The sequence below is a fragment of the Photobacterium sagamiensis genome (assembly GCF_050337085.1).
GTDB lineage: Bacteria > Pseudomonadota > Gammaproteobacteria > Enterobacterales > Vibrionaceae > Photobacterium > Photobacterium sagamiensis.
This window is the reverse complement of record NZ_JAKJSP010000072.1, coordinates 12447-33270: the sequence shown is the minus strand read 5'-3', so window position 1 is coordinate 33270 and position 20824 is coordinate 12447. Positions and strand designations below refer to the sequence as shown.

At 45.7% G+C, this 20824-nt stretch carries 19 protein-coding genes and 4 tRNA genes; 3 read left to right on the top strand and 20 right to left on the bottom strand.

Annotated features, from left to right (window positions below):
* Positions 1-106 precede the first annotated feature (106 nt).
* Together L4D76_RS25890 and L4D76_RS25885 are read right to left on the bottom strand one after the other, a co-directional pair.
* Positions 107-325: a helix-turn-helix domain-containing protein gene (locus tag L4D76_RS25890; RefSeq protein ID WP_428443734.1), complete on the bottom strand. Its 219-nt coding sequence runs from the start codon at positions 323-325 to the stop codon at positions 107-109.
* A 64-nt stretch (positions 326-389) separates the two neighbouring features.
* Positions 390-1046 (bottom strand): hypothetical protein, encoded by a 657-nt coding sequence (locus L4D76_RS25885; RefSeq protein WP_428443733.1) that lies wholly within the window; start codon positions 1044-1046, stop codon positions 390-392.
* A gap of 352 nt (positions 1047-1398) precedes the next feature.
* On the opposite strand from L4D76_RS25885, the gene L4D76_RS25880 reads away from it, so the two are divergent.
* Complete coding sequence (locus tag L4D76_RS25880) at positions 1399-1770, top strand: hypothetical protein (protein ID WP_428443732.1); 372 nt, start codon at positions 1399-1401, stop codon at positions 1768-1770.
* Positions 1771-1878: 108 nt separating this feature from the next.
* On the opposite strand, the gene L4D76_RS25875 is transcribed toward L4D76_RS25880, so the two are convergent.
* The 7 genes from L4D76_RS25875 to L4D76_RS25845 form a co-directional block, all read right to left on the bottom strand.
* On the bottom strand, positions 1879-2589 hold the full coding sequence (locus L4D76_RS25875) for a DUF445 family protein (RefSeq protein ID WP_428443731.1): 711 nt from the start codon (positions 2587-2589) through the stop codon (positions 1879-1881).
* A 255-nt stretch (positions 2590-2844) separates the two neighbouring features.
* Positions 2845-3351 (bottom strand): hypothetical protein, encoded by a 507-nt coding sequence (locus L4D76_RS25870; RefSeq protein WP_428443730.1) that lies wholly within the window; start codon positions 3349-3351, stop codon positions 2845-2847.
* Positions 3352-3584: 233 nt separating this feature from the next.
* Positions 3585-4769, bottom strand: a complete 1185-nt coding sequence (locus L4D76_RS25865; RefSeq protein ID WP_428443729.1) for a pyridoxal phosphate-dependent aminotransferase — start codon at positions 4767-4769, stop codon at positions 3585-3587.
* Positions 4770-4928: 159 nt separating this feature from the next.
* Positions 4929-5005, bottom strand: a tRNA-Val gene (locus L4D76_RS25860).
* Positions 5006-5049: 44 nt separating this feature from the next.
* Positions 5050-5126 (bottom strand) — tRNA-Val (locus L4D76_RS25855).
* Positions 5127-5171: 45 nt separating this feature from the next.
* A tRNA-Val gene (locus L4D76_RS25850) sits at positions 5172-5248 on the bottom strand.
* Positions 5249-5293: 45 nt separating this feature from the next.
* Positions 5294-5370 (bottom strand) — tRNA-Val (locus L4D76_RS25845).
* Positions 5371-5984: 614 nt separating this feature from the next.
* Here L4D76_RS25845 and L4D76_RS25840 point away from each other — a divergent pair.
* Positions 5985-7577 (top strand): alpha-amylase family glycosyl hydrolase, encoded by a 1593-nt coding sequence (locus L4D76_RS25840; protein ID WP_428443739.1) that lies wholly within the window; start codon positions 5985-5987, stop codon positions 7575-7577.
* A gap of 86 nt (positions 7578-7663) precedes the next feature.
* Here the strand turns inward: L4D76_RS25840 and L4D76_RS25835 are convergent, their stop codons facing one another.
* The 3 genes from L4D76_RS25835 to L4D76_RS25825 all read right to left on the bottom strand — a co-directional run bounded on the left by L4D76_RS25835 (position 7664) and on the right by L4D76_RS25825 (position 10552).
* Complete coding sequence (locus L4D76_RS25835) at positions 7664-7924, bottom strand: DUF5062 family protein (RefSeq protein ID WP_428443728.1); 261 nt, start codon at positions 7922-7924, stop codon at positions 7664-7666.
* A gap of 101 nt (positions 7925-8025) precedes the next feature.
* Entirely contained in the window at positions 8026-9036 is a 1011-nt protein-coding gene (locus tag L4D76_RS25830; protein ID WP_428443727.1) for a DUF3080 domain-containing protein, read from the bottom strand.
* Positions 9037-9181: 145 nt separating this feature from the next.
* Complete coding sequence (locus tag L4D76_RS25825) at positions 9182-10552, bottom strand: MATE family efflux transporter (RefSeq protein ID WP_428443726.1); 1371 nt, start codon at positions 10550-10552, stop codon at positions 9182-9184.
* 187 nt (positions 10553-10739) lie between these two features.
* On the opposite strand from L4D76_RS25825, the gene L4D76_RS25820 reads away from it, so the two are divergent.
* Complete coding sequence (locus tag L4D76_RS25820) at positions 10740-11354, top strand: riboflavin synthase subunit alpha (protein WP_428443725.1); 615 nt, start codon at positions 10740-10742, stop codon at positions 11352-11354.
* Positions 11355-11587: 233 nt separating this feature from the next.
* On the opposite strand, the gene L4D76_RS25815 is transcribed toward L4D76_RS25820, so the two are convergent.
* The 8 genes from L4D76_RS25815 to hutC form a co-directional block, all read right to left on the bottom strand.
* A complete protein-coding gene (locus L4D76_RS25815) occupies positions 11588-11791 on the bottom strand; it encodes a CPXCG motif-containing cysteine-rich protein (RefSeq protein WP_428443724.1) in 204 nt (67 codons plus the stop codon).
* Between the two features lie 351 nt (positions 11792-12142).
* The gene (gene hxpB, locus L4D76_RS25810) at positions 12143-12796 is read right to left on the bottom strand and encodes a hexitol phosphatase HxpB (protein ID WP_428443723.1); all 654 of its coding nucleotides are present in this window, start codon (positions 12794-12796) and stop codon (positions 12143-12145) included.
* A gap of 184 nt (positions 12797-12980) precedes the next feature.
* Positions 12981-13850 carry a fructosamine kinase family protein gene (locus L4D76_RS25805; protein ID WP_428443722.1) on the bottom strand — a complete coding sequence of 290 codons (870 nt, stop codon included), beginning with the start codon at positions 13848-13850 and terminating at the stop codon, positions 12981-12983.
* Positions 13851-14101: 251 nt separating this feature from the next.
* On the bottom strand, positions 14102-15634 hold the full coding sequence (gene hutH, locus L4D76_RS25800; RefSeq protein WP_428443721.1) for a histidine ammonia-lyase: 1533 nt from the start codon (positions 15632-15634) through the stop codon (positions 14102-14104).
* A 23-nt stretch (positions 15635-15657) separates the two neighbouring features.
* Positions 15658-17379 (bottom strand): urocanate hydratase, encoded by a 1722-nt coding sequence (gene hutU / locus L4D76_RS25795; RefSeq protein WP_428443720.1) that lies wholly within the window; start codon positions 17377-17379, stop codon positions 15658-15660.
* Positions 17380-17426: 47 nt separating this feature from the next.
* Entirely contained in the window at positions 17427-18443 is a 1017-nt protein-coding gene (gene hutG / locus L4D76_RS25790) for a formimidoylglutamase (RefSeq protein ID WP_428443719.1), read from the bottom strand.
* Positions 18433-19701: an imidazolonepropionase gene (gene hutI / locus L4D76_RS25785; RefSeq protein ID WP_428443718.1), complete on the bottom strand. Its 1269-nt coding sequence runs from the start codon at positions 19699-19701 to the stop codon at positions 18433-18435. The genes hutG and hutI overlap by 11 nt, the downstream gene beginning before the upstream one ends.
* 219 nt (positions 19702-19920) lie before the next feature.
* Entirely contained in the window at positions 19921-20625 is a 705-nt protein-coding gene (gene hutC, locus L4D76_RS25780) for a histidine utilization transcriptional repressor HutC (RefSeq protein ID WP_428443717.1), read from the bottom strand.
* Positions 20626-20824: the final 199 nt, after the last annotated feature.

The following is a 20824-nucleotide window of genomic DNA, read 5'->3' as shown; positions in this document are numbered from 1 at the left end:
CGTTGAGCAATCTCGGCTACTGTCAAAGACTCAGCACAGGCAACTTGTACAGCCGTAGCCACCATTTCTGGTGACAAAGCGCGAGGTCGCCCTCCGGTATGCCCCTTCAATAGTCCACAAAGGCCGAGTTCATACCAGCGTGGTACCAGTTATATACCACTCTAGGAGTGACACAAAGTTCAGCGCCGATCTCTTTAGGCGTAAGCATACGAGCTAATAATAATATTCCTGCGGCTCGAGTGCGGATATCTCGGTGTATATGGTTCAACGACAGTTGCTGTAGGGTATGACGTTCAAACTCAGTTAGCTGTACAGTACATTGCATCGTGCGGTTCAATCGGCGTGTGTCAGGTGATAATAAAAGTGTAGCTTAATGAATTTGGTTTTCCTTAGGCACTTAGCACTGCGTTATCTGGCAATACGAAGTTTGTGTTAGCACACTGGCGTTCTATACCTGAATAGGTAGTGAGTCCTCCAAGATCGTAATCGAGTAGAAAAGCACAGCGTTTATAGCGTTGATAAAATGGCATAAATAACTGATTTGCAGCGCCGTTACCTTCTCCCATTGCGATATCCCAATCTTTGATATCCCAATGATCATTGGTCATATAGTTCAAGGCTTCGAATGTTTGTTGAAGTTGAAAAAACAGTGCGCGGTTTTCAATAACAAGTAACGAATTTACTTTGCCTGTTTTCTCTATATTTTCAGTTTCATGCTGTTGGTCTTTACAAAATACGACAGTGGTCAATTCACCATTGTGAGCGGTACGAAGAAGCAATGGAGCAAAATCGCCCCGTACCAGGTGGCTGTTTCCTCGCTTTGCTGCATCAATTTGATTGGTTGGTGCAACGGACTCTGCTTTTAATTGTTCATAAATTGGCAGGTTTATGGGAGACAGATGCCACCTGGACTTCGATACCTTTTCAATAGCAAAAAGATCATGCAATCGATGTTGATATTGCTTAGGAAGGTGCTGACGAAATGCATTGAGGTTAACAGGGGAGCCAGCATCAATCTGCTCAAGGTAAAAGTGTAATCGGCTCATATGTTTACTCAAATTTAGGTGAAATCACATATTGGTCATTTAACATACATATTTCAGGCGTGAACTGAAATGTACCGATTTGTTTCAATCGACACATGTCTGATTTTTATATGTTTTGTTGTGTTAATTTATGAACTTACGACGCTAACATTGGTGAGAAACTTTGTTAGCATGATTGTACGCACATAACCTTAATAAATTTGTGATATCTATCCAGAACGGTAGGATATGTAACTTGTCACTTATGTGGCTGAGACTTATTGTTTTTGGTCAAATAAACAACAGCTTAAAACAGATGCTGAACAAGTGATAAATCGTTAACAGGCATTGGCTAATTGCAGGTAAAAGATAGATGAGAAGTAACTTTTATTTTCTGGAGCAGGTCAGCCCACAGCTGTATCAAATCGCTGTTGCGGCAGAGCGAAACCTTCATCGCGATCCGCATACCACTTTATTTAAAGTGCGCTTGTTGTCGGAAGAGATCATCCGTTTTATTGCGCAATTAGTGAATCTCGACACCAGCCAAAGCACGTTTGAACTGATCAAGCAGCTTGGTAATCAAGGCTTGTTAGATGAAGAACGCCAGCAGATTTTTCATGCCTTAAGAAAAGCGGCGCATGGTTTTTACAACAACCAGGTTTCTGCCAGCCATGCCTTGCAAATTGCTCGCAGAGCGGCGAAGAAGGCCGCGGGTGCCAAAAAGCGAACAGCGAAGAAAGCATAATATTGATTTAGTTAGCACGTCAAACGCCATCTGACACTAACTGCCACATAAAAAAACGCCGCCTCACATCCATGAGGCGGCGTTTTTTAGTTAAGGGAATAGCTGAGATTAAGCTGTGATCAGTGCCGAGATAATACCGATAATGCCACCTAATACACCGCCCCAGATAACGAGCCAGCCAAGGTGTTCGCGGATCATCTTTTGCACCATCTCTTTGACTAGCACTGGTGTGAGTTCATTCAGACGCTGGTCGATGATCTCTTCAATAGTCGATTGGATTTCATTGAACATTGCCGGTTGTTCTAACTGATCTTTTAGCGCTTGCTTAAAATTATCTTTTTGGCTGATTTCAGTAATTGAAACCTGCATTTTTTCGATAAAAGGTTGCTTGAGTGGTTGTAAGGCTTCTTCGCCGCCCATCATGACCAACATGCCACCGAAAGAGGAGTTCATGATCACTTCTATCAGTGAATCAAACGTCGGGCTAAGGTCGATTTTTTCAATGACGGGCTGAAGATCTAGCTGAACCGGGTTCGCCATTTCATTGGTCAGGAAGCGATCGACGTTCTCTTTGGTAAAGAACTGCTCCATCATCAAGGTTTTAATGCCAAGCTTGAATTCTTCAAAGCGAGCAGGGATAACCCCCGAGCCATAAAGTCCCGGGACCTTTTCAAATAGCATATGAATGGCAAGCCAGTTGGTTAATGCGCCGGAAAAAGCAAATAAGCCGCAGAACATGACAACCTGCTGGTTAGTTAAATAACCAACAAGCAAAATCAACAGGGATAAAATATTGGTTAGTAGACTTTTATTGGTCATAGCCGCCTCGGGGAAAGTAGAAAACGGCGGAATTTTAGCAAGATAACGTGATGAATGTCACGAATGTATTTATAGCCCAAATGGTAAAAGTTCAGGCTGCTACTGACCGTAGGCCAATATTGAAATGGCCATTGGTTGGTTAAATTCGGCGTATCTGCCCTTAGTGTCGGCTGTGATCGGCATTTACGCCTGAATAGGTAAGACGTCTTCATGAACTTGCTGTTTCGCATGACGATTGATCGGCTGCGACAGCGACTAACTATCACGACTAAATTTTTTCGCTATCTTGTTAAAATACCCTTCCATATCTTTGATGGAAGCAATTGTGGTGTTTTCAATCTTTTTCTGTGAGACTTTAAAATCATGGACGATGGTATTTCCTTTTGCTTCCATAAAGTCTCCGGCATCCATTTTGGCAAGATGGCTTTGCAGTGCGGCGTGATCAAGTTCGCCTTTCGCCTGATGGGCTGTTTTATGGGTTAATTGTTCAAAATTTCCAAAAGATTCGCTGATCTTTTTCCATTTGTCATGTGCCTCCATAGCGGCTAGGTGGGCTTGCAGGGCGGCACTATCGGTCTTGGTGCCAAGATGGTCTGAAGCTTCATCCAGTTTTTCGTTAATCTCTGAGAGCCGATCTTTGGCATGCTTCCACAACTGTTTGGTATCGRCAGAAAATTCTTCAGATTTGTCCTCAATTTTATTGGTTACTTCCCGAATTTTTTCTCGGGATTGATCAATTTTTTCTTTAAGTTGGTCTTTCATGGTTAACTCCGTTTATTTACCTGTATTTTTCTTATGTCATGTCACGGGGCTGCGCGTATTTGTACAAGACAACCAGTTAGATAAGTCTCCTTTTCGGTGACCGTATTAAGTATAGACATTCAACAGGTAACGCAAAAAGCCCGTTCGTGAAAATAGGACTTTCATTAAGCTATCAGTCTCGAATCAGTGACACCTTGGATGCATGCAAGGTCAACTGTTAATCTGGCTATGGATCATTTGCCAGAAAAGTAGTTTTCTATCCGGTCAAAGGCGAGGTTGATCGTGTCTTCATCAACACAATAGGCCATACGAACATGGCTTTCCCCCGACGGGCCAAAGGCGCTTCCCGGTGTTACCGTAACTCTGGCATTGTATAGCAGATCAATGGCAAAGGATTTTGAGTCTGAATGGTCCACCAGAATTTTGGGGAACATATAGTAGGCGCCTTCTGGTTTTTGCCAGGAAAAAATATGGGGTACGTTTGACAGCCGCTCGACCATCAAATTGCGGCGTTTATTCAGTATGGTTTCAAATTCTTGTTTATGGGTTGAAGGCTGGGAGAGGGCGGTGATACCAGCCAGCTGAGAAATACGCGGCGCACAGATCATGGTCGCATCGTGCACCTTCATCGCCTCCCGCTTAAGTTCTTCCGGCATGATCATATAACCAAGACGCCATCCGCTCATGGCGTAGGCCTTGGAGAAGGAATGCAGGTAGACGACATGCTCTTTATAGCGTTCGACGCTGGCAAGATTGAAATATTTATTCCGGTTTTCATAGGTAAAACTACTGTAGGGATCATCAATGATGACCAGAATATCGTGTTGCCTGGCTATTTCTCCCACCTGTACCAATTCCTGTTCGGTAAATATTTTACCTGTCGGGTTCGATGGCGATACCAGCACAATGGCCTGGGTTTTATCGGTAATTAACGACGGCAACCGATCAATATCTAAACTCCAGTTGTTGTTCTCATCCAAGGGCCAATAAACGGCTTTGCCGTTAAATAGAATGATCTGTTGGATATGGGATGCGAAGCATGGATCGGTCAGAATAATTTCATCACCGGGATCGAGCATGGTGTGAAACATCGTATTCAACCCCTGCATATTGCCCGCAGTGATCATGACGTTACTATCGGCGCAGACGCTAATCCCCGTCTCAGCCAGGTGCTTTTGAACGACCAGATCACGGAATTCCGGCAGACCATCCGGCAAGGTGTATTTTCCGGCATCCTGATCCTGATCCAGCCGTTTTATAACCCCGTCACGGATGTAGTCTGGCGTCCTGAAAGAAGGTAATCCCCACGCGAGTGAGACGGCCCCTTCCACCCGGGCACTCAGCATGGCCATGTGCTTAATTTCAGAGACACAGGCTTCATGGACGTAGCTGGAAACAATGTCGGTAATAAAAGTCATGTGGTAATACCAGTCAGGAGAATTGTCCAGATTGGTATAATGATAGAACACCAAGTGCTAAAAGGGCTGGTAGCAATGGCAATCATTTATGTCTTCAAAAAAAACACTAAACGCCAAGCACAAAAAAAGCCTGTTCGTGAGAACAGGCTTTCTTCAATATGGTGCTCGCTACTGGACTCGAACCAGTGACACCTTGCATGTCATGCAAGTACTCTAACCAACTGAGCTAAGCGAGCAATTTGTACTGTGCGATAACAAGCTATTGCGTGTTATCTGAATATGGTGCTCGCTACTGGACTCGAACCAGTGACACCTTGCATGTCATGCAAGTACTCTAACCAACTGAGCTAAGCGAGCAAATTGTACTGTGCGATAACAAGCTATTGCTTGATATCTGAAATTTGGTGCTCGCTACTGGACTCGAACCAGTGACACCTTGCATGTCATGCAAGTACTCTAACCAACTGAGCTAAGCGAGCAATTTGTACTGTGTGATAACAAGCTGTTGCGTGTTATCTGAATTTTGGTGCTCGCTACTGGACTCGAACCAGTGACACCTTGCATGTCATGCAAGTACTCTAACCAACTGAGCTAAGCGAGCTTTATTTACGTTCTTTCTTGATGTTCCGTCTCGGGAACGAAAGGAATAGTAGCGACTCGAACAATTAGGCGCAAGTGTTTGAGGTCGCTTTTTTCTTAAATAGTGTTTATTTGCTCGCGCATTAATCAGTTTGATGTCGGCACATGCACAAAATAGCATTAATGATAAAATACAATCGGTTAATCGAGATATACAAAACCACTTCAAGATGCGGTGTTCAGCGAGAACTCAGTGGATCGGTTTAGCGGGCTGACTATTACTTGATTTACGACGGCATTTTTTGTGAACAAACTCAAATAATGACGATTTGATTAAAAATAGGGGGATGTTACTGACTTTCAGTTTTTCCGTGTTACGGATAAACCAAGTGTGATCACAGCATCCTTTTGTGAGGGGATATGGTGAGTAAATTAGACAACTCCTCCTTCATTCTGTGATTTTATTCATAAATTCAATGTCTATGCCTGTCTCATCCTCCCCTTAGAACTGCTATATGGGGGGAGGTGATGACGTATCTGCTGTTTATATTATGTAGTGATATTTTCTAACCCTTGCGGGAAATGAAGCCACGGCCTGTGCTCACAAGCCATCATAATGACGGGATAGAAATGAAAATGAACCTTACCAAACTGGGCATTGCACTCACTGCACTCACTGCACTTGGCCTGTTAGCAGGCTGTGGTAGCGGAGGCTCGAGTTCACAGCAGCTCTCCGATCAAGCAGGTAATGTTTCAACTTATGCGTGTTACGGCGGTGAAAACCCGGCTTGTAACTTGCGGATGTACCAAATCATGGTCGAGTCATTTGTCGATGGTGACAACACGGCTGATTATAACCAAGGCTATGGTTCTTCCCATCACCGCGGTGATTTGAAGGGTATTATTGACAGTCTGGATTACATCAAGAGTCTGAACGTGAATGCGTTGTGGCTGACTCCGGTGTTTGACTCCTGTGAGGGAGCAGGGGGCGAGGTTAAACTCGATGCAACGGGCTACTATGCGTGTGATTACTTTAATGTAGATCCGAATTTCGGCACTAACGAACAGCTGAAAACGTTGATCACCCAGGCGCATGAAAAAGGGATGTATGTGTTCCTTGACGGGGTATTTGGCCATACCAATAAGACGGGCGCTAAGCCGTCACCGACAGGAAAACTGCCTAAGCTGAGGGCGGGTGATGCCAATTATCCGGGTATGTTGGTTGACTATCCAAGCAGTGAGAGCTTAGCGTTCTTCAAAGAGGTTGCAACCTACTGGATTGAAGAATACGACATTGATGGCTGGCGGTTAGATCAGGCCTATCAGGTGCCATTAGCAGAATGGCGCGAGATCCGCTCTGCCGTGGAAGCAGTGTCGGCAGAAAATCAGCAGGCAGGCAAGCAATGGGGCACATTGGGTTACATGGTGGGCGAGGTGTGGAATAGCGCTGAATACATCGCGGAGACTAACTATGGTACAGATAAAGAGCCTGGTTTGTCGTCAGCGTTTAACTTCCCGCTACGTTATGGTTTAGTCCAGGCGCTGGCGGTTGAAGAGTCAGGTGCGAGTGGCGATGCCAGGGCGATCAATACATTCTGGAATCGCATCGAAAACTATCCTTACCATGCGATGCCTAACCTGATGCTGGGTAACCATGATTTAGTTCGTTTTGGAGATCTGATCCAACGCGGTAATAAAGGCGATTATGTAAAACGCCATAAAGCTGCCTTCAGTTTCTTAGCGGCGTGGTCAGGCCCGATCACTTTTTATTATGGTGAAGAGATCGGTGATGAGGTCGCAAACTTTGATACAAAAGTGACAGCAGGCTGTGTTGATCAAGGCCTGTGTGATGATCACGTCGCCCGTTCCAGCGGTAAAGTGGAAGGGGTAACCGGTGTGACATTGACGGATGACCAAGCCGATATTAAAAAATGGCTGAGTAATGCCATGGCAGTGCGTGCGGCACATCCTGCTTTGTATAAAGGTAAGCGCCGTAATCTGAAGACAACAGCGCAACTGTATGCTGATTTGAAACAGTATGGTGACGAGCAAATTGTCTATCTGCTGAACGTCTCGACGGCTGAGCAATCTTTTGAACTTGATATGAGCAAAGTAAAAACAGCTACCAAGCTGGTGGATCTGCTTACCGGTGAAGAAATCATAGCGGGAGAGCAGCTAACTACCGTGAGAGCTCCTGCTTTGACCGGGCGCTTATTGCGGATCGAATAGGCAAAGCGCTGATTAGTAATAGTATTGCTGAGTATAAGCATAAAAAAGGTCTGCATCTGCAGACCTTTTTTGTTGGGAAAAGAGTCTTAGTTCAATAGCTCATGATCTGGCGGAAGCATACGTGAAATCCACAGCACCAGTTTATGTTTCATATTCACCCCGTCTTCCTGATCGATTGCCAGCGGGGTGATTTGTTTGCATTCCACCAATAGCCGATAAACACACTCGACTCTTTCAGTTGATGAAACGGTTTTTTCCAGATCGCCATACCCTTGCTTTTTCGCAAAAGCCATACCCAGCTCCATAGCTTTTTTCAGTAGTTTGGCTTCATTTTTGTTCTTTTTCATATCTCATCCCTTGCATATGAATGCATTAATCAATTAACGGCTTACGTTGGAATGCACTGTTCGTCATGTGGCTTTCTGCAACAAGAATACATCAAGAGAATTTATAATCCCACTTTGATCTTGCAACGATCAAACGTGCGCTGCCAGAATTTCACATGGCTGAGTGTTGCTTGCCGAAACGACTGATAAATTGCACCGTCAATATGCTGTTTTTGATAGGGGATAAAAGAGGTCATACCGGAAGGAATAATTGTAAAGACCTTTTGTAAATCGGGCTGAAGTTGACGGTACTGGGAGTCAAGCTCGGACAGATAGGGCTGAATGTCTGAGACAAAGAAACGGTAAAATACATTACTTAAGTATTCGGCCTTTTGTTGATTGCGGTTGGGGCCGCAGATAATCAGTTGCTCATGGGCTTCCAGCATCTCTGTGGTAGTAATTAGCCAGTCACGGGTTCTGGCCAGCGAATAAAACAGCTGGCCGAAATAGCGGAAAATATGGATTTGCTGCTGATGAAATAACAAGGCTTCGGCAGATTTGGCGGGAATTGGTTGTTGCTGAGAAATAGAGCCAACAAGGCCCGCTAAATGCCGCATTGCTTCCTGGTTTTCGACAAAACCGGGAAATTGACCTAAGGAAAACGGGACAGACAGCAGTGTGAATTGTTTACGCCATTCATCACCGGTGACGAGCATATTCCAAAAATAACGGGGTAATTGTTGTTGTTTCTTTTGGTGGAGTTGTTTGAGTTCAGCCTGTAGTTCTGAATCTTCTTCCTGCATGCTAATGCAGCGACTGAGGCCGTTCACCAGCAGCAGTTCATACCGCAGTTGATGGGTTTTGTCCTGTACTTTCCCCAGAACAGAATTGCGCTCGGCTATCAGATGAAAGAGCTCACATTTTCTCAGCTCGTAGGCATCGAGCAGACCAATGCGAATATCTTCGATGGGAAGCTGGAGTTCGCGGATATCGGGTAGAGGGGCAAGTTTGGTGTCCGGCGCGGCTGCAGGCACAACATCAAGCACATTGGCTAAGCGATTGTGGTAGGTGTGCAGGCTGTTTTCGGTTGAATTTCGCTCGCAACCGACAAGGAGGCTGATAGCAAGCAGCACCAGAGTATAGGCGAAAAAAGGCTTATTTATTTTTTATTCTCTGGCTAATACCGTTGGTATAAGAATAGCGGAATGTTCAAATTGATTGGAATAAAAAAGGCAGCTTATAAAGCTGCCTTACTATTATTTACAACATGGCACCTTGTTATCGAAGCGACATTTCAATCTGGGAATCATTGCTCTGGCGTTGCACCCAGCGTAAACGGCTTGCCAGCATCAGAGCGGCCGATGACAGACCCACAATGTTGCCAATCCAGAAACCATGTGGCCCCATCGATTCAACAATCCAATCTGTCATACCGAGGATATAACCCACAGGCAGGCCTAATATCCAGTAGGCGATAAAGGTACGGATGAAGATAGCACGCATATCTTTGTAGCCTCGTAGAGCACCCGCCGCTACAACCTGTATAGCATCGGTACACTGATAGATAGCAGCCAAGAACAAGAGTTGTCCTGCGATAAGGATAACTTCAGGATTGTCGGTATACATCTGCGCGATTCGTTCGCGGAATATCACGGTTAACAGTGCCGTAAGCATGGCAATCACCAGTCCTACTAGTAAACTACAACGAGAGGCAATCTTCGCTTCTTCAAGATCTTTTTTACCAAGTAGGTGGCCCACACGAATGCTTAGTGCCATCCCCAGGCTCATAGGGATCATAAAGATCAGTGAAGAGAAATTACTCGCAACCTGATGTGCGGCTACGGTAATTGAACCTAGAGGTGAAATTAACAGCGCGATGGCAGCAAATAGTGATACTTCAAAGAAAATAGAGGCAGCCACGGGCAGCCCTAGTTTGAACAGACGCAAAATTGCTGAAAGCTGAGGTTTATGCCAATGGTTAAACAGCCCGATCGAGTTTAATCGTTTGTTCAGTTTGACGTATACCAGCATCGAAAAGAACATTAACCAATACACAATCGCTGTTGCAACACCACAACCAACCCCGCCAAGCTCTGGTGCGCCGAACTTACCATATACAAATATCCAGTTGAGGGGGATATTGGCAGCAAGACCAATGAAGCCAATTACCATTGCTGGTATGGTAAGAGACAAACCTTCAGAAAAACTTTTAAGGGTCTGAAAAAAGAGGAAGGCAGGAACCGCAAATAAAACGGCATTCAGGTAACCAATGGTTTTATCTGCTAGGTCTTGTTCGACATCCATCATGTCTATCAGAGCGCCCGCATTGTAGAGCACCAAAATAATAGGCAAAGATATAATGGCAGCCAACATGAAACCGTGTTGTACTTCAAATGGAATTTTTTGCTTCTTGCCCGAGCCATTAAGCGTTGCAACAATAGGTACCAACGCGATCAGCAAGCCTACACCAAATAGGATAGATGGAAGCCAGATACTGGCCGCAACAGAAACCGCCGCCATGTCAGTGGCACTCACGCCGCCGGCCATTACGGTGTCGACAAACCCCATAGATGTTTGAGCGACTGAAGCGATGAGTACCGGAATCGCTAACTTAAGTAATTGACGTGTTTCACGCCTGTAATTATGCACAGAATGCTCCTGAAAGCAGATATATCGGATAACGAAAAAATATGACCGTAGATGTTTGGGGAATTATAGCGATTCAATACGCAGAGACAATCGTTATTCTGATATGCTGACAAAACTCTGTATATTGAGGTGGTTTTGGTATAATACTCACCAATGGATCCTCGCCAACCAATATCTAGGTAAAATAATGTTCACAGGAATTGTTCAAGGTACAGCTGAAGTTATTAAAATCATAAAAAAAGAAAACTTTCAGACACATGTGATTCGAATGCCTCAAGGTTTATCTGACGGATTAACACTTGGTGCATCTGTTGCCCATAATGGCTGTTGTCTGACGGTTACAGCTGTGGATGGCGATTTAGTCTCTTTTGATTTAATGCAAGAGACGCTGAAAGTGACCAATTTAGGCCTGTTGTCTGCGGGTGATAGTGTCAATGTTGAACGGGCCGCAAAGTTTGGTGATGAGATAGGAGGCCATTCTATGTCAGGCCATATCATGTGCACAGCCATGGTTAAAGAGGTGGTGATTTCTGAAAATAATCATCAGGTGTGGTTTACAATGCCGCAAGCACAGATGAAGTATGTGTTTACAAAAGGGTATATCGGAATCGATGGGATAAGCCTGACGATCGGTGATGTGGTTGATAATACTTTTAATGTGAATTTAATTCCCGAGACATTACAGCGTACTAACTTACAATGGCGCTCGGTAGGCGACGTGATCAATATTGAGATCGATCCACAAACTCAGGCCGTGGTTGATACCGTTGAACGGGTTTTAGCGAATCAATCAACGAAATAAAAAACACTTCATTTTACTGATGGATGTATTTATTGGTATTTATTATCAAGTGTCGCCAAGCTCATCGATTAGCAGTAATGAATATAAAGGAAAAGGGAATTTCAATTAGTATTGTTCCCTTTTTGCTTGAATCCGGCCAGAAATCCTTGTGCCGCACAGTCTAATGCTTACCACTTATATATGGAGATAAAATGGTGGGTATAAACAGAACTAACGCTATTACAATTTAGTCTTTAAAAGATCTGTTCGTCATCCGCATCAATAAATAAGTTGATGGTTTTGTGTAGTTCATCGACTTGCATATTTAGGTGGATAGCATTACAGCATGCAGGGCACTCATCATAAAACTCTTGGCTTCCCCCGCTTGTATCAAGCGTGATCTTAATGTTATGCCCGCAGTGTGGGCAAACAACACTTTGCTCAGAAAAGTTCTTCATCTCGTACTCCTTAGAATGCGTTTACAGGTTCACAACCCTTATATAATTCACACATTCTTTTCTTTTAACTGATAAATCAGCCGATAATAAATAGGTATAACTAAATCGTAGCGTTAAGTATTGGTTTTTGCCGAGAATTAACCAAGAAGTTTGAGTTGATTTCAAGTTTCGATGAATTGATGGACTGACTGTCTCAAATTATCCCTTTTGGACTGGATATTAATTTCATTATAAGAACTGAAATATTTTATAAAATGTCAAAAAAGGAACATATTAAATAGCTGGAGCGGTAATAAGTTGATGTAAAGACAATCGGGATTATCTTTACATCAAAGAGGGGAAATTTATAATTTACAGACTGCGCAGTAACGGCTCTTTTACTTCGTGAAGCGAGGAAAGTTTATAATCAGCGATTGCCCAGCGTGGATCATCAGCATACGCCTTTTCTGGTATGGCAATACCTTTCATTTGTGCGGCTTTGGCGGCAAGTAACCCATTAACTGAATCCTCAAAGGCGACACAGGCTTGTGGTGCGATACCGAGTGCATCAGCGGCGTTGATATAGACTTCAGGGTGAGGTTTACCATAGCGAAGGTGTTCAGCTGACAGTACGGCTTCAAACTTACCTTCTAATGCGAGTGCTTCTAACGTCGCGATAATTAAGCTCATCGGAGAAGAAGAGGCGAGGGCAATTTTTAATCCCATTTCTTCGCAGGCTTCGATGGCTTCAAAAACACCGGGCAGTGCAGGTTTGTGCTCTTTAACCAGTTCTTTCACACGCTCGACGATAGAAGCCGTGACTGCCACACAGTCTGGACCTTGCCATGGTTGTTTGCTAAACCAGAATTCAACCACCTGGTCGATTCGCAATCCCATGGTTTGTAACGTTTCTTTTTGTTCAATAATGACACCTAAAGAAGAAAATACTTCGACTTGTGCTTGTTGCCAAAAAGGTTCTGAATCGACCAGCAGGCCATCCATATCAAATACTGCAGCTTGTAACATGATTTTCCTAACGTCAGTGGTACTACCAATCGGTATTACTCGTACTCAACAAAATATCGCCTCATAAAATAAAAATTCTTAGCTTACGATGCAAGCTAAGAATTGACTATCAGGTATTAATGAGGCCAATGGTTGGCACTGTATATCAAAGCAGTGAGTTTGTTAACTCATCACTCTTTATAACTCATGGCAGAGCTAAACCTAACTTCTCTATTGTGTGCTCAGCCTGAGCTAAATAATCGCCACCAAACAGATTACAGTGGTTTAAGACATGGTATAAATTATATAGATCGCGACGTTCTTGATACCCGTCATCTAAAGGCCAGACAGACTGATAGCCTTGATAAAAGCTGGCCGGGAAACCACCAAAGAGTTCAGTCATAGCGATGTCACATTCTCTGTCTCCCCAATAGGTAGCTGGATCAAAGATGAGCGGACCGGTTACGGTGAGTGCGGTATTACCGTGCCAGAGATCGCCATGAAGTAATGAGGGCTTCGGTTGGTGGTTCATCAGAAGCTTAATCACATTGCCGGTGATGGTATCGATATTGCCGAAGTCGATGCCTTTCTCTTCACACAGTTGAAGCTGCCAGGCGATGCGTTGTTCAGCAAAAAAACGACACCAACGACGGCGCCATTTGTTCGGCTGCGGTGTTATGCCGACGTAATTATCAAAATCAAAGCCGTATTCAGCCTGTTCTCCCCATTGGTGCAACTTGGCTAATTGCTGGCCGAGTGTAAAAGCCGTCTCGCTATCAATGGCTTTCGTGGGTAAGTAGTTGAGAATAATAAATGATTTATCGCGGCAGGTGCCAACGTGAAAAAATTGTGGTACTTGAACACAATTTGCTTCATTGAGGATCCGTAAGCTTTCAGCTTCGGTTTCAAACATGGCGAGTTGTTCTTTGTCATTGAGCTTGATAAAGAAACGTTCCTCACCATCACCAATACAATAGCATTGATTTATATCACCACCGGCGAGGGCTTCTCGCTCAGTGATTTTGAATGTTATCCCTAATACCTCTGAAAGCTGGTGAGAAATGGCTTGCCACATAGCATCCTCCACGGCAGAACAATATTGATAGCGACATAATGTTATTAGAGTCTCATCAACATCTTAGACCATTTCAGCAAGAGGTAACCGTGCATTTATCAAGGTTTTAGCTTTATGGTGAAGTCGCTTTGAGTGAAAAAGCTTGTAAATCAACTTCTAAGCCTTATGTGATATGTTGATGTAATTATCGGGAATGTTGAAAAACAACATTCCCGATAAAGGTGAAGTGAAACAGGTGAGCGAGTTACCGCTTATAGACTTGGCAACAGTGCCGCTGGCATTAGTTGATTGTACAGCGCTTCTTTTAACAGCTGATTTGCCTTTTCGATATCGGGTGCGAAGTAGCGATCTTTGTCGTAGAAGGTGACCCGTTCACGTAACAGCGCTTTGGCCTGTTCGACGCGCTCAGAGCTTCTGTCAGGGTTTCTGAAATCCAGCCCCTGTGCTGCTGCAAGCAACTCAACAGCGAGAATGCCCCGTGTATTTTCAGCCATATCGGTTAAACGACGACCTGCGAAGGTTGCCATAGATACATGGTCTTCCTGGTTCGCAGAGGTTGGCAGGCTGTCTACTGACGCCGGATGGGCGAAGGTTTTGTTCTCGCTGGCAAGTGCCGCAGCTGTTACCTGAGCAATCATAAAGCCGGAGTTAACGCCGCCATTATCGACCAGAAATGGCGGTAGCTTACTCAAACTACTGTCGATCAATAGCGCCATGCGACGTTCCGACAAGCTGCCAATTTCTGCAATGGCAAGTGCCAGGTTGTCGGCGGCCATCGCAACAGGTTCAGCATGGAAGTTGCCACCAGATATAATATCGCCATCATCAGCAAAGACCAATGGGTTGTCAGACACTGAGTTGGCTTCAATTTCGAGAGTCTCTGCCGAATTACGAATTTGCTGTAAACAGGCACCCATAACCTGCGGCTGGCAACGCAGTGAATAAGGGTCTTGTACTTTTTCACATTGTTGGTGTGACTGACCTATTTCACTATTGTTATCCAACATATGACGGTATGCCATTGCTGCATCTATCTGGCCACGGTGACTGCGGACGCGGTGGATACGCGGGTCAAATGGACGGCGGCTGCCCAGTGCGGCATCAACGGTCATCGCGCCACAAACTGTTGCTGCTGCATACAGATCTTCTGCAGCAAAGAAGCCTTCCAGCGAAAAGGCTGTTGATGCCTGAGTGCCGTTTAGCAGAGCAAGGCCTTCTTTCGGTGCCAGTGTGATTGGCTCCAGCCCTGCAATTTCAAGGGCCCGGGCTCCAGTAATTACGTCACCTTTGTAGCGTGCCTGACCTTCACCCAGCAGAACGGTACTCATGTGGGCGAGGGGAGCAAGATCGCCCGATGCGCCAACAGAGCCTTTTTTAGGAATGCACGGATACACTTCAGCATTAACTAACTGAATTAGGGCATTTACAACTAACGGGCGAATACCCGAATAGCCACGAGACAGGCTGTTCACTTTTAACACGATCATCAAACGCACGGTGGCATCATCCATGAACTGACCAATACCGGCAGCATGAGAAAGCACGATACTGCGTTGCAGGGTTTCCAGATCTTCTACCGCAATCCGGGTATTGGCCAATAAGCCAAAACCGGTATTGATGCCATAAACGACCTTGTCTTCTTTGATGATTTGCGCGACGGCTTCTGCACTGGCCAGCATGCCCGGCAGTGCTTCATCATTTAATGACAGTTGAACAGAGTGACGACTGACTTCACGAAGCTGTTTTAACGATAGTTTTCCTGGATTAATTTCTAACTGGTACATGATTCTTCCTTTTTCACTATCTGTTATTTATTGTTATTAGTATCTGTAAGATTGACCATTGGCAGGTCGAGGCCTTGTTCTTTCGCGCAGTTAACGGCAATATCGTAACCTGCATCGGCATGACGCATGACGCCAGTTGCCGGATCATTGTGAAGCACTCGACCAACGCGCTCTGCGGCTTCATCAGTACCATCGGCTACAATGACCATGCCAGAGTGTTGTGAGAAGCCCATGCCTACACCGCCACCGTGGTGTAGTGATACCCAGGTTGCACCCGATGCCGTGTTTAAAAGCGCATTGAGCAGCGGCCAGTCAGAAACCGCATCAGAGCCGTCCATCATGCTTTCAGTTTCGCGATTAGGGCTGGCAACAGAGCCGGAATCGAGGTGGTCGCGACCGATGACAACCGGTGCTTTCAGTTCGCCATTTTTTACCATTTCATTGAATGCCAAGCCGAGACGAGCACGATCTTTCAGTCCAACCCAGCAAATCCGTGCTGGCAAACCCTGGAATTGAATACGCTCGCGAGCCATATCTAACCAGTTATGCAGCTGCGGATTATCCGGGATCAGCTCTTTTACTTTCTGATCGGTTTTGTAAATATCTTCAGGATCGCCAGATAATGCCGCCCAGCGGAACGGACCGATACCTTCACAGAAAAGCGGACGAATATATGCAGGTACGAAGCCTGGGAAGTCAAATGCGTTTTTGACGCCTTCTTCAAATGCCATCTGACGGATGTTATTGCCGTAGTCAACCGTAGCAGAGCCCGCGGTTTGCAGATCTAACATCGCCTGTACCTGTATGGCCATAGACTGTTTCGCGGCCTTCACTACAGCAGCTTCGTCTGTGGTTCGCATTTCTGCGGCGTACTCCATGCTCCAGCCCTTTGGCAGATAGCCATTTAACGGGTCGTGTGCAGATGTTTGATCGGTGGTTGCATCAGGTGTGATGCCACGCTCAACCAGTTCTGGATAGATATCGGCGGTGTTGCCTAACAGCCCGACAGAGACAGGTTTACCGGTTTGTTTTGACTCTTCAATAATGGCCAGCGCCTCATCTAAACTGGTTGCTTTGCAATCGACATAACCGGTACGCAGACGGTAATTAATCCGGGATTCATCACACTCCACGGCGAGCATTGAGAAACCAGCCATTGTTGCAGCAAGAGGTTGAGCGCCACCCATACCGCCTAGGCCGCCTGTCAGGATCCAGCGACCATGGGCTTCGCCATTAAAGTGCTGACGAGCCATTGCAACGAAAGTTTCATAGGTACCCTGAACGATGCCCTGAGAGCCGATGTAGATCCAGCTACCGGCCGTCATCTGGCCATACATCATCAGGCCTTCTTTATCGAGTTCGTTGAAGTGTTCCCAATTTGCCCAATGTGGTACCAGGTTAGAGTTGGCTATTAATACTCGCGGTGCATTGCTGTGCGTTTTAAAAACACCGACAGGTTTGCCTGACTGAACCAGCAAGGTTTCGTCACTTTCCAGACGTTTAAGCACCTCAACAATTTTGTCATAGCACTCCCAGTTACGGGCAGCGCGGCCGATACCGCCATAAACAACCAGTGCATGGGGATGTTCAGCCACATCCGGGTGCAGGTTGTTCATCAGCATTCGCAATGGCGCTTCTGTTAACCAGGATTTAGCACTCAACTTAGTCCCAGTAGGTGCAATGATGGTTCTTGTTTCATCTAAACGTGCTTTTTTTATTTGGGGGCGGGACGATACTTGCGTCATGTTGCTCTCCTTGCTGTGTGCGATCATGGTCATAAGGTACGTGGCGATTAACGGATCGCACGGGCGATAGTCCAGGTCAGCCTTGCGGCTAACCGTGCTGTTTGGTTATCAATATCAAAACGAGGGTTATATTCCGCTAAGTCGGCAACCAGTAGCTTCGAGTCACCTTGTGCATTTTTAGCGGTTAAAATGGGTTCCATTAATGTCTCGACAATTTCAAGCGATACGCCGCGTGCCGCCGGTGCGCTGACACCGGGTGCGACGGATGCTGGAAAGACATCCAGATCGATGGTGAGATAAAGGTGATCACACTCCTCAATAAAAGCGTTTAGCTCGGTCAGAGTATGTTCGAGATCATGATGAGTCAGCTCGGTATCATCTTTGTATAGCACACCTAATCGGTCAGCTTTTTCATATAATGCTTTGGTATTACTGCTTCGACTCAGCCCTAAGCAGGCATATTTAAATGGCCAGTTCTGTAGCTGGCAAAAACGCGCTGCCTGATGGAAGGGGGTTCCTGAGCTGCCTTGTCCGGCGCTCGGCCCTGCCGGTGGATTTCTTAAATCAAAATGTGCATCAAAATTGATGATACCAACACGTGGTGCGGGTTGTTCAACCGGTTGATCAGCCATGTCTTCAGATACGTGCTGCTTCTGCAGCAGATAATTACCAATGCCCTGGAATGTTCCCCATGCCACTTCGTGACCACCGCCGAAGACGATAACTTTGTGGCGCTGGCGCAGTGCACGACTGACATCTTCACCTAAGCGATATTGTGCTAATTCTAAGTTGCCATCATCACAACAGATATCCCCGCCATCATAAACGGGCTCCTGGTGATGCCAGGCCAAATTGGCTAAAGCGCGGCGGATGGCAACTGGGGCATCAAAGGCGCCGGTGCGGCCTTTGTTACGAGCCACACCTTCATCGCAGGCGAAGCCTAACAGCATAATGCCTTCTTCATTAGCTTGATCTGCAGGTAGCACTTTTTGATGCCAACGCATGCCTAGTTCACCGTCTTCAGGATCACACCGGCCTTGCCATACACTCATATCAATTGGCATAGCGCTTTTCCTCATCTATAGAGCCTTCCGCTTCATTGGCATAGAACAACTCGCCATCAACAACACGTGCGAATAAATCAGGTACACCCAGGCGGTACGATAACTCAGCCGGGCTTTCCAGCTGCCAGAGAGCCAGATCAGCATCCATGCCCACTTGGATCCGGCCGCGATTCTCGCCGATACCTAAAGCCATTGCGGCGTTGCACGTTACCCCGCGCAAGCATTCCTCCGGGGTAAGCTTGAACAAGGTACAGGCCATATTCATCATGGTACGGAGCGATGCTATCGGTGAGGTGCCGGGGTTAAAATCAGTTGCAATAGCCATGGGAACATCCAACCGGCGAAGATGTTCGATTGGGGGCTGCTGGGTTTCTCGCAGAAAATAAAATGCGCCGGGCAGCAGTGTTGCAACAGTATTACAGGCAGCAAGGGCGGCAACACCTTCACGATCCAGATATTCAATGTGATCGACAGATGTTGCTCCCATACGGGCGGCAAGAGCGCTACCTCCCAGATTCGACAGTTGCTCGGTATGGCCTTTGATCCCGAGACCAAATTCTTTTGCTGTTGCAAAAACGCGCTGGCATTGCTGTGGAGAAAATCCTATTCCTTCACAGAACACATCAACATAATCGGCCAAACCTTCACGGGCTGCAGCAGGGATGATTTCCCGGCAGATTAAATCGATGAAGTCATCAGCGCGATTGGTGTATTCAGGCGGTACTGCATGGGCGGCAAGCAGGGTTGTCGAGACTTTAATATCGTTGAGTTCGCCAATACGGCGAGCGACACGAAGCATTTTCAGTTCATCGTCAACGGTTAGCCCATAACCTGATTTGATCTCGACAGTCGTGACGCCGTCACTTTTAAGTCCTTGAAGACGCTGAAGGGCAAGCTCGTAAAGTTCGTCTTCTGATGCCTCGCGGGTAGCGCGAACGGTTGCGAGGATCCCACCGTCTGCTTTGGCTATCTGTTCATAAGGCACACCGTTAAGGCGCTGTTCGAATTCGTTGGCACGGTTGCCGGCAAAAACCAGATGGGTGTGACAATCAATGAGTCCTGGTGTCACCAGTGCATTGTGGCAATCAATTACATCCGGATGGCCGTGCAGATCGTCGTGGCAAGCTTTACCTGCAAACATGATCTTGCCATTGGTAATGCCAATCATGCCGTTTTCGATGACTTGATAACCATTGCCTGTGTGCATGGCATCTGATTGCATCGTCACTAGTCGAAGGTTGGTGAGCACTCGTTCCATGGATTATCTCTGATTAATCGCCAGTTTATTCGCCTGCTCATTCGTAACAAGGAATATGTATATACAAATAAATAGACGATTATGAAGAGGAACTCAAGATGGCATGTAAAGGAAATGTGATCAGAATTGTAATATTAAACTGACAGTGAGTGAAATATGCGGAGTGAAGCGGCCCTAGACCCTAGACCCTAGACCCTAGACCCTAGACCCTCGCTACACTTACACCTTCGTCCGTGAACTCAATTTATACTTATCGCCTGGATGATAGAGCAAGGCGATACTGATAAGGTTCTTCTTACTCCATGTCCTTCGGTTCAACAGCAGGCAAGGGGAGCTATCATTCATCTTTAGCAATGTGGAGATGCGCTTAGGTGGAATAATGGCCTCAACAGTATGCTCAATATCACTCAATGGGCAGGTCTGAACCAGATACTCATTAGGTGTCTGTTGGGTAAAGTCTTGTGAGATATATTCAGGTGCGAAATCCGGGTTTACCCAACGTTCTTCCAGCTGAACCGGGACGTCATTTTCATAGTGAACAATCTGAGTAAAGTAAATGACAGTACCGTGTCTGACCCCTATACGCAGCGCAATATCATCTTTAGCATCAACCTTCGCTTGGGTAATTATTTTATTTGAATACTCATGACCACGGTTGCGGATTTCAATCGCAATATTGCGGATCTCCATCAAAGGCGATTCTGCCTTCTTATGGCAAACAAACGTGCCCAGTCTCGGTGTGCGCTCAAGCAAACCTTCACCGACCAGATCACGAATGGCTTTATTGGCAGTCATTCGGCTGACAGAAAATTGTTCAGATAGCTCAATTTCGGTCGGAATTTTAAAACCTGGTGGCCATGTCCGGGATTGGATCTTATCGTTTAGGTATTGTTTAATTTGCAAATAGCGGGGTGACTGTGCCATTGAGGTTTTTTCCATAATTGCCTATACAAATAAAAGCAACTTTTACCGTGTATTTCAAGCTAATGTTATATTTCTTTGGATATTCAGAGAAAAAGCGCGATCTGAATGCTGGCAAATGACTTGGTCAATGCCTTCAGAGCTGTTTTAATATACTAAAACCACATCAATAATAATGAAGCAGAAATTATGACAAATAGTG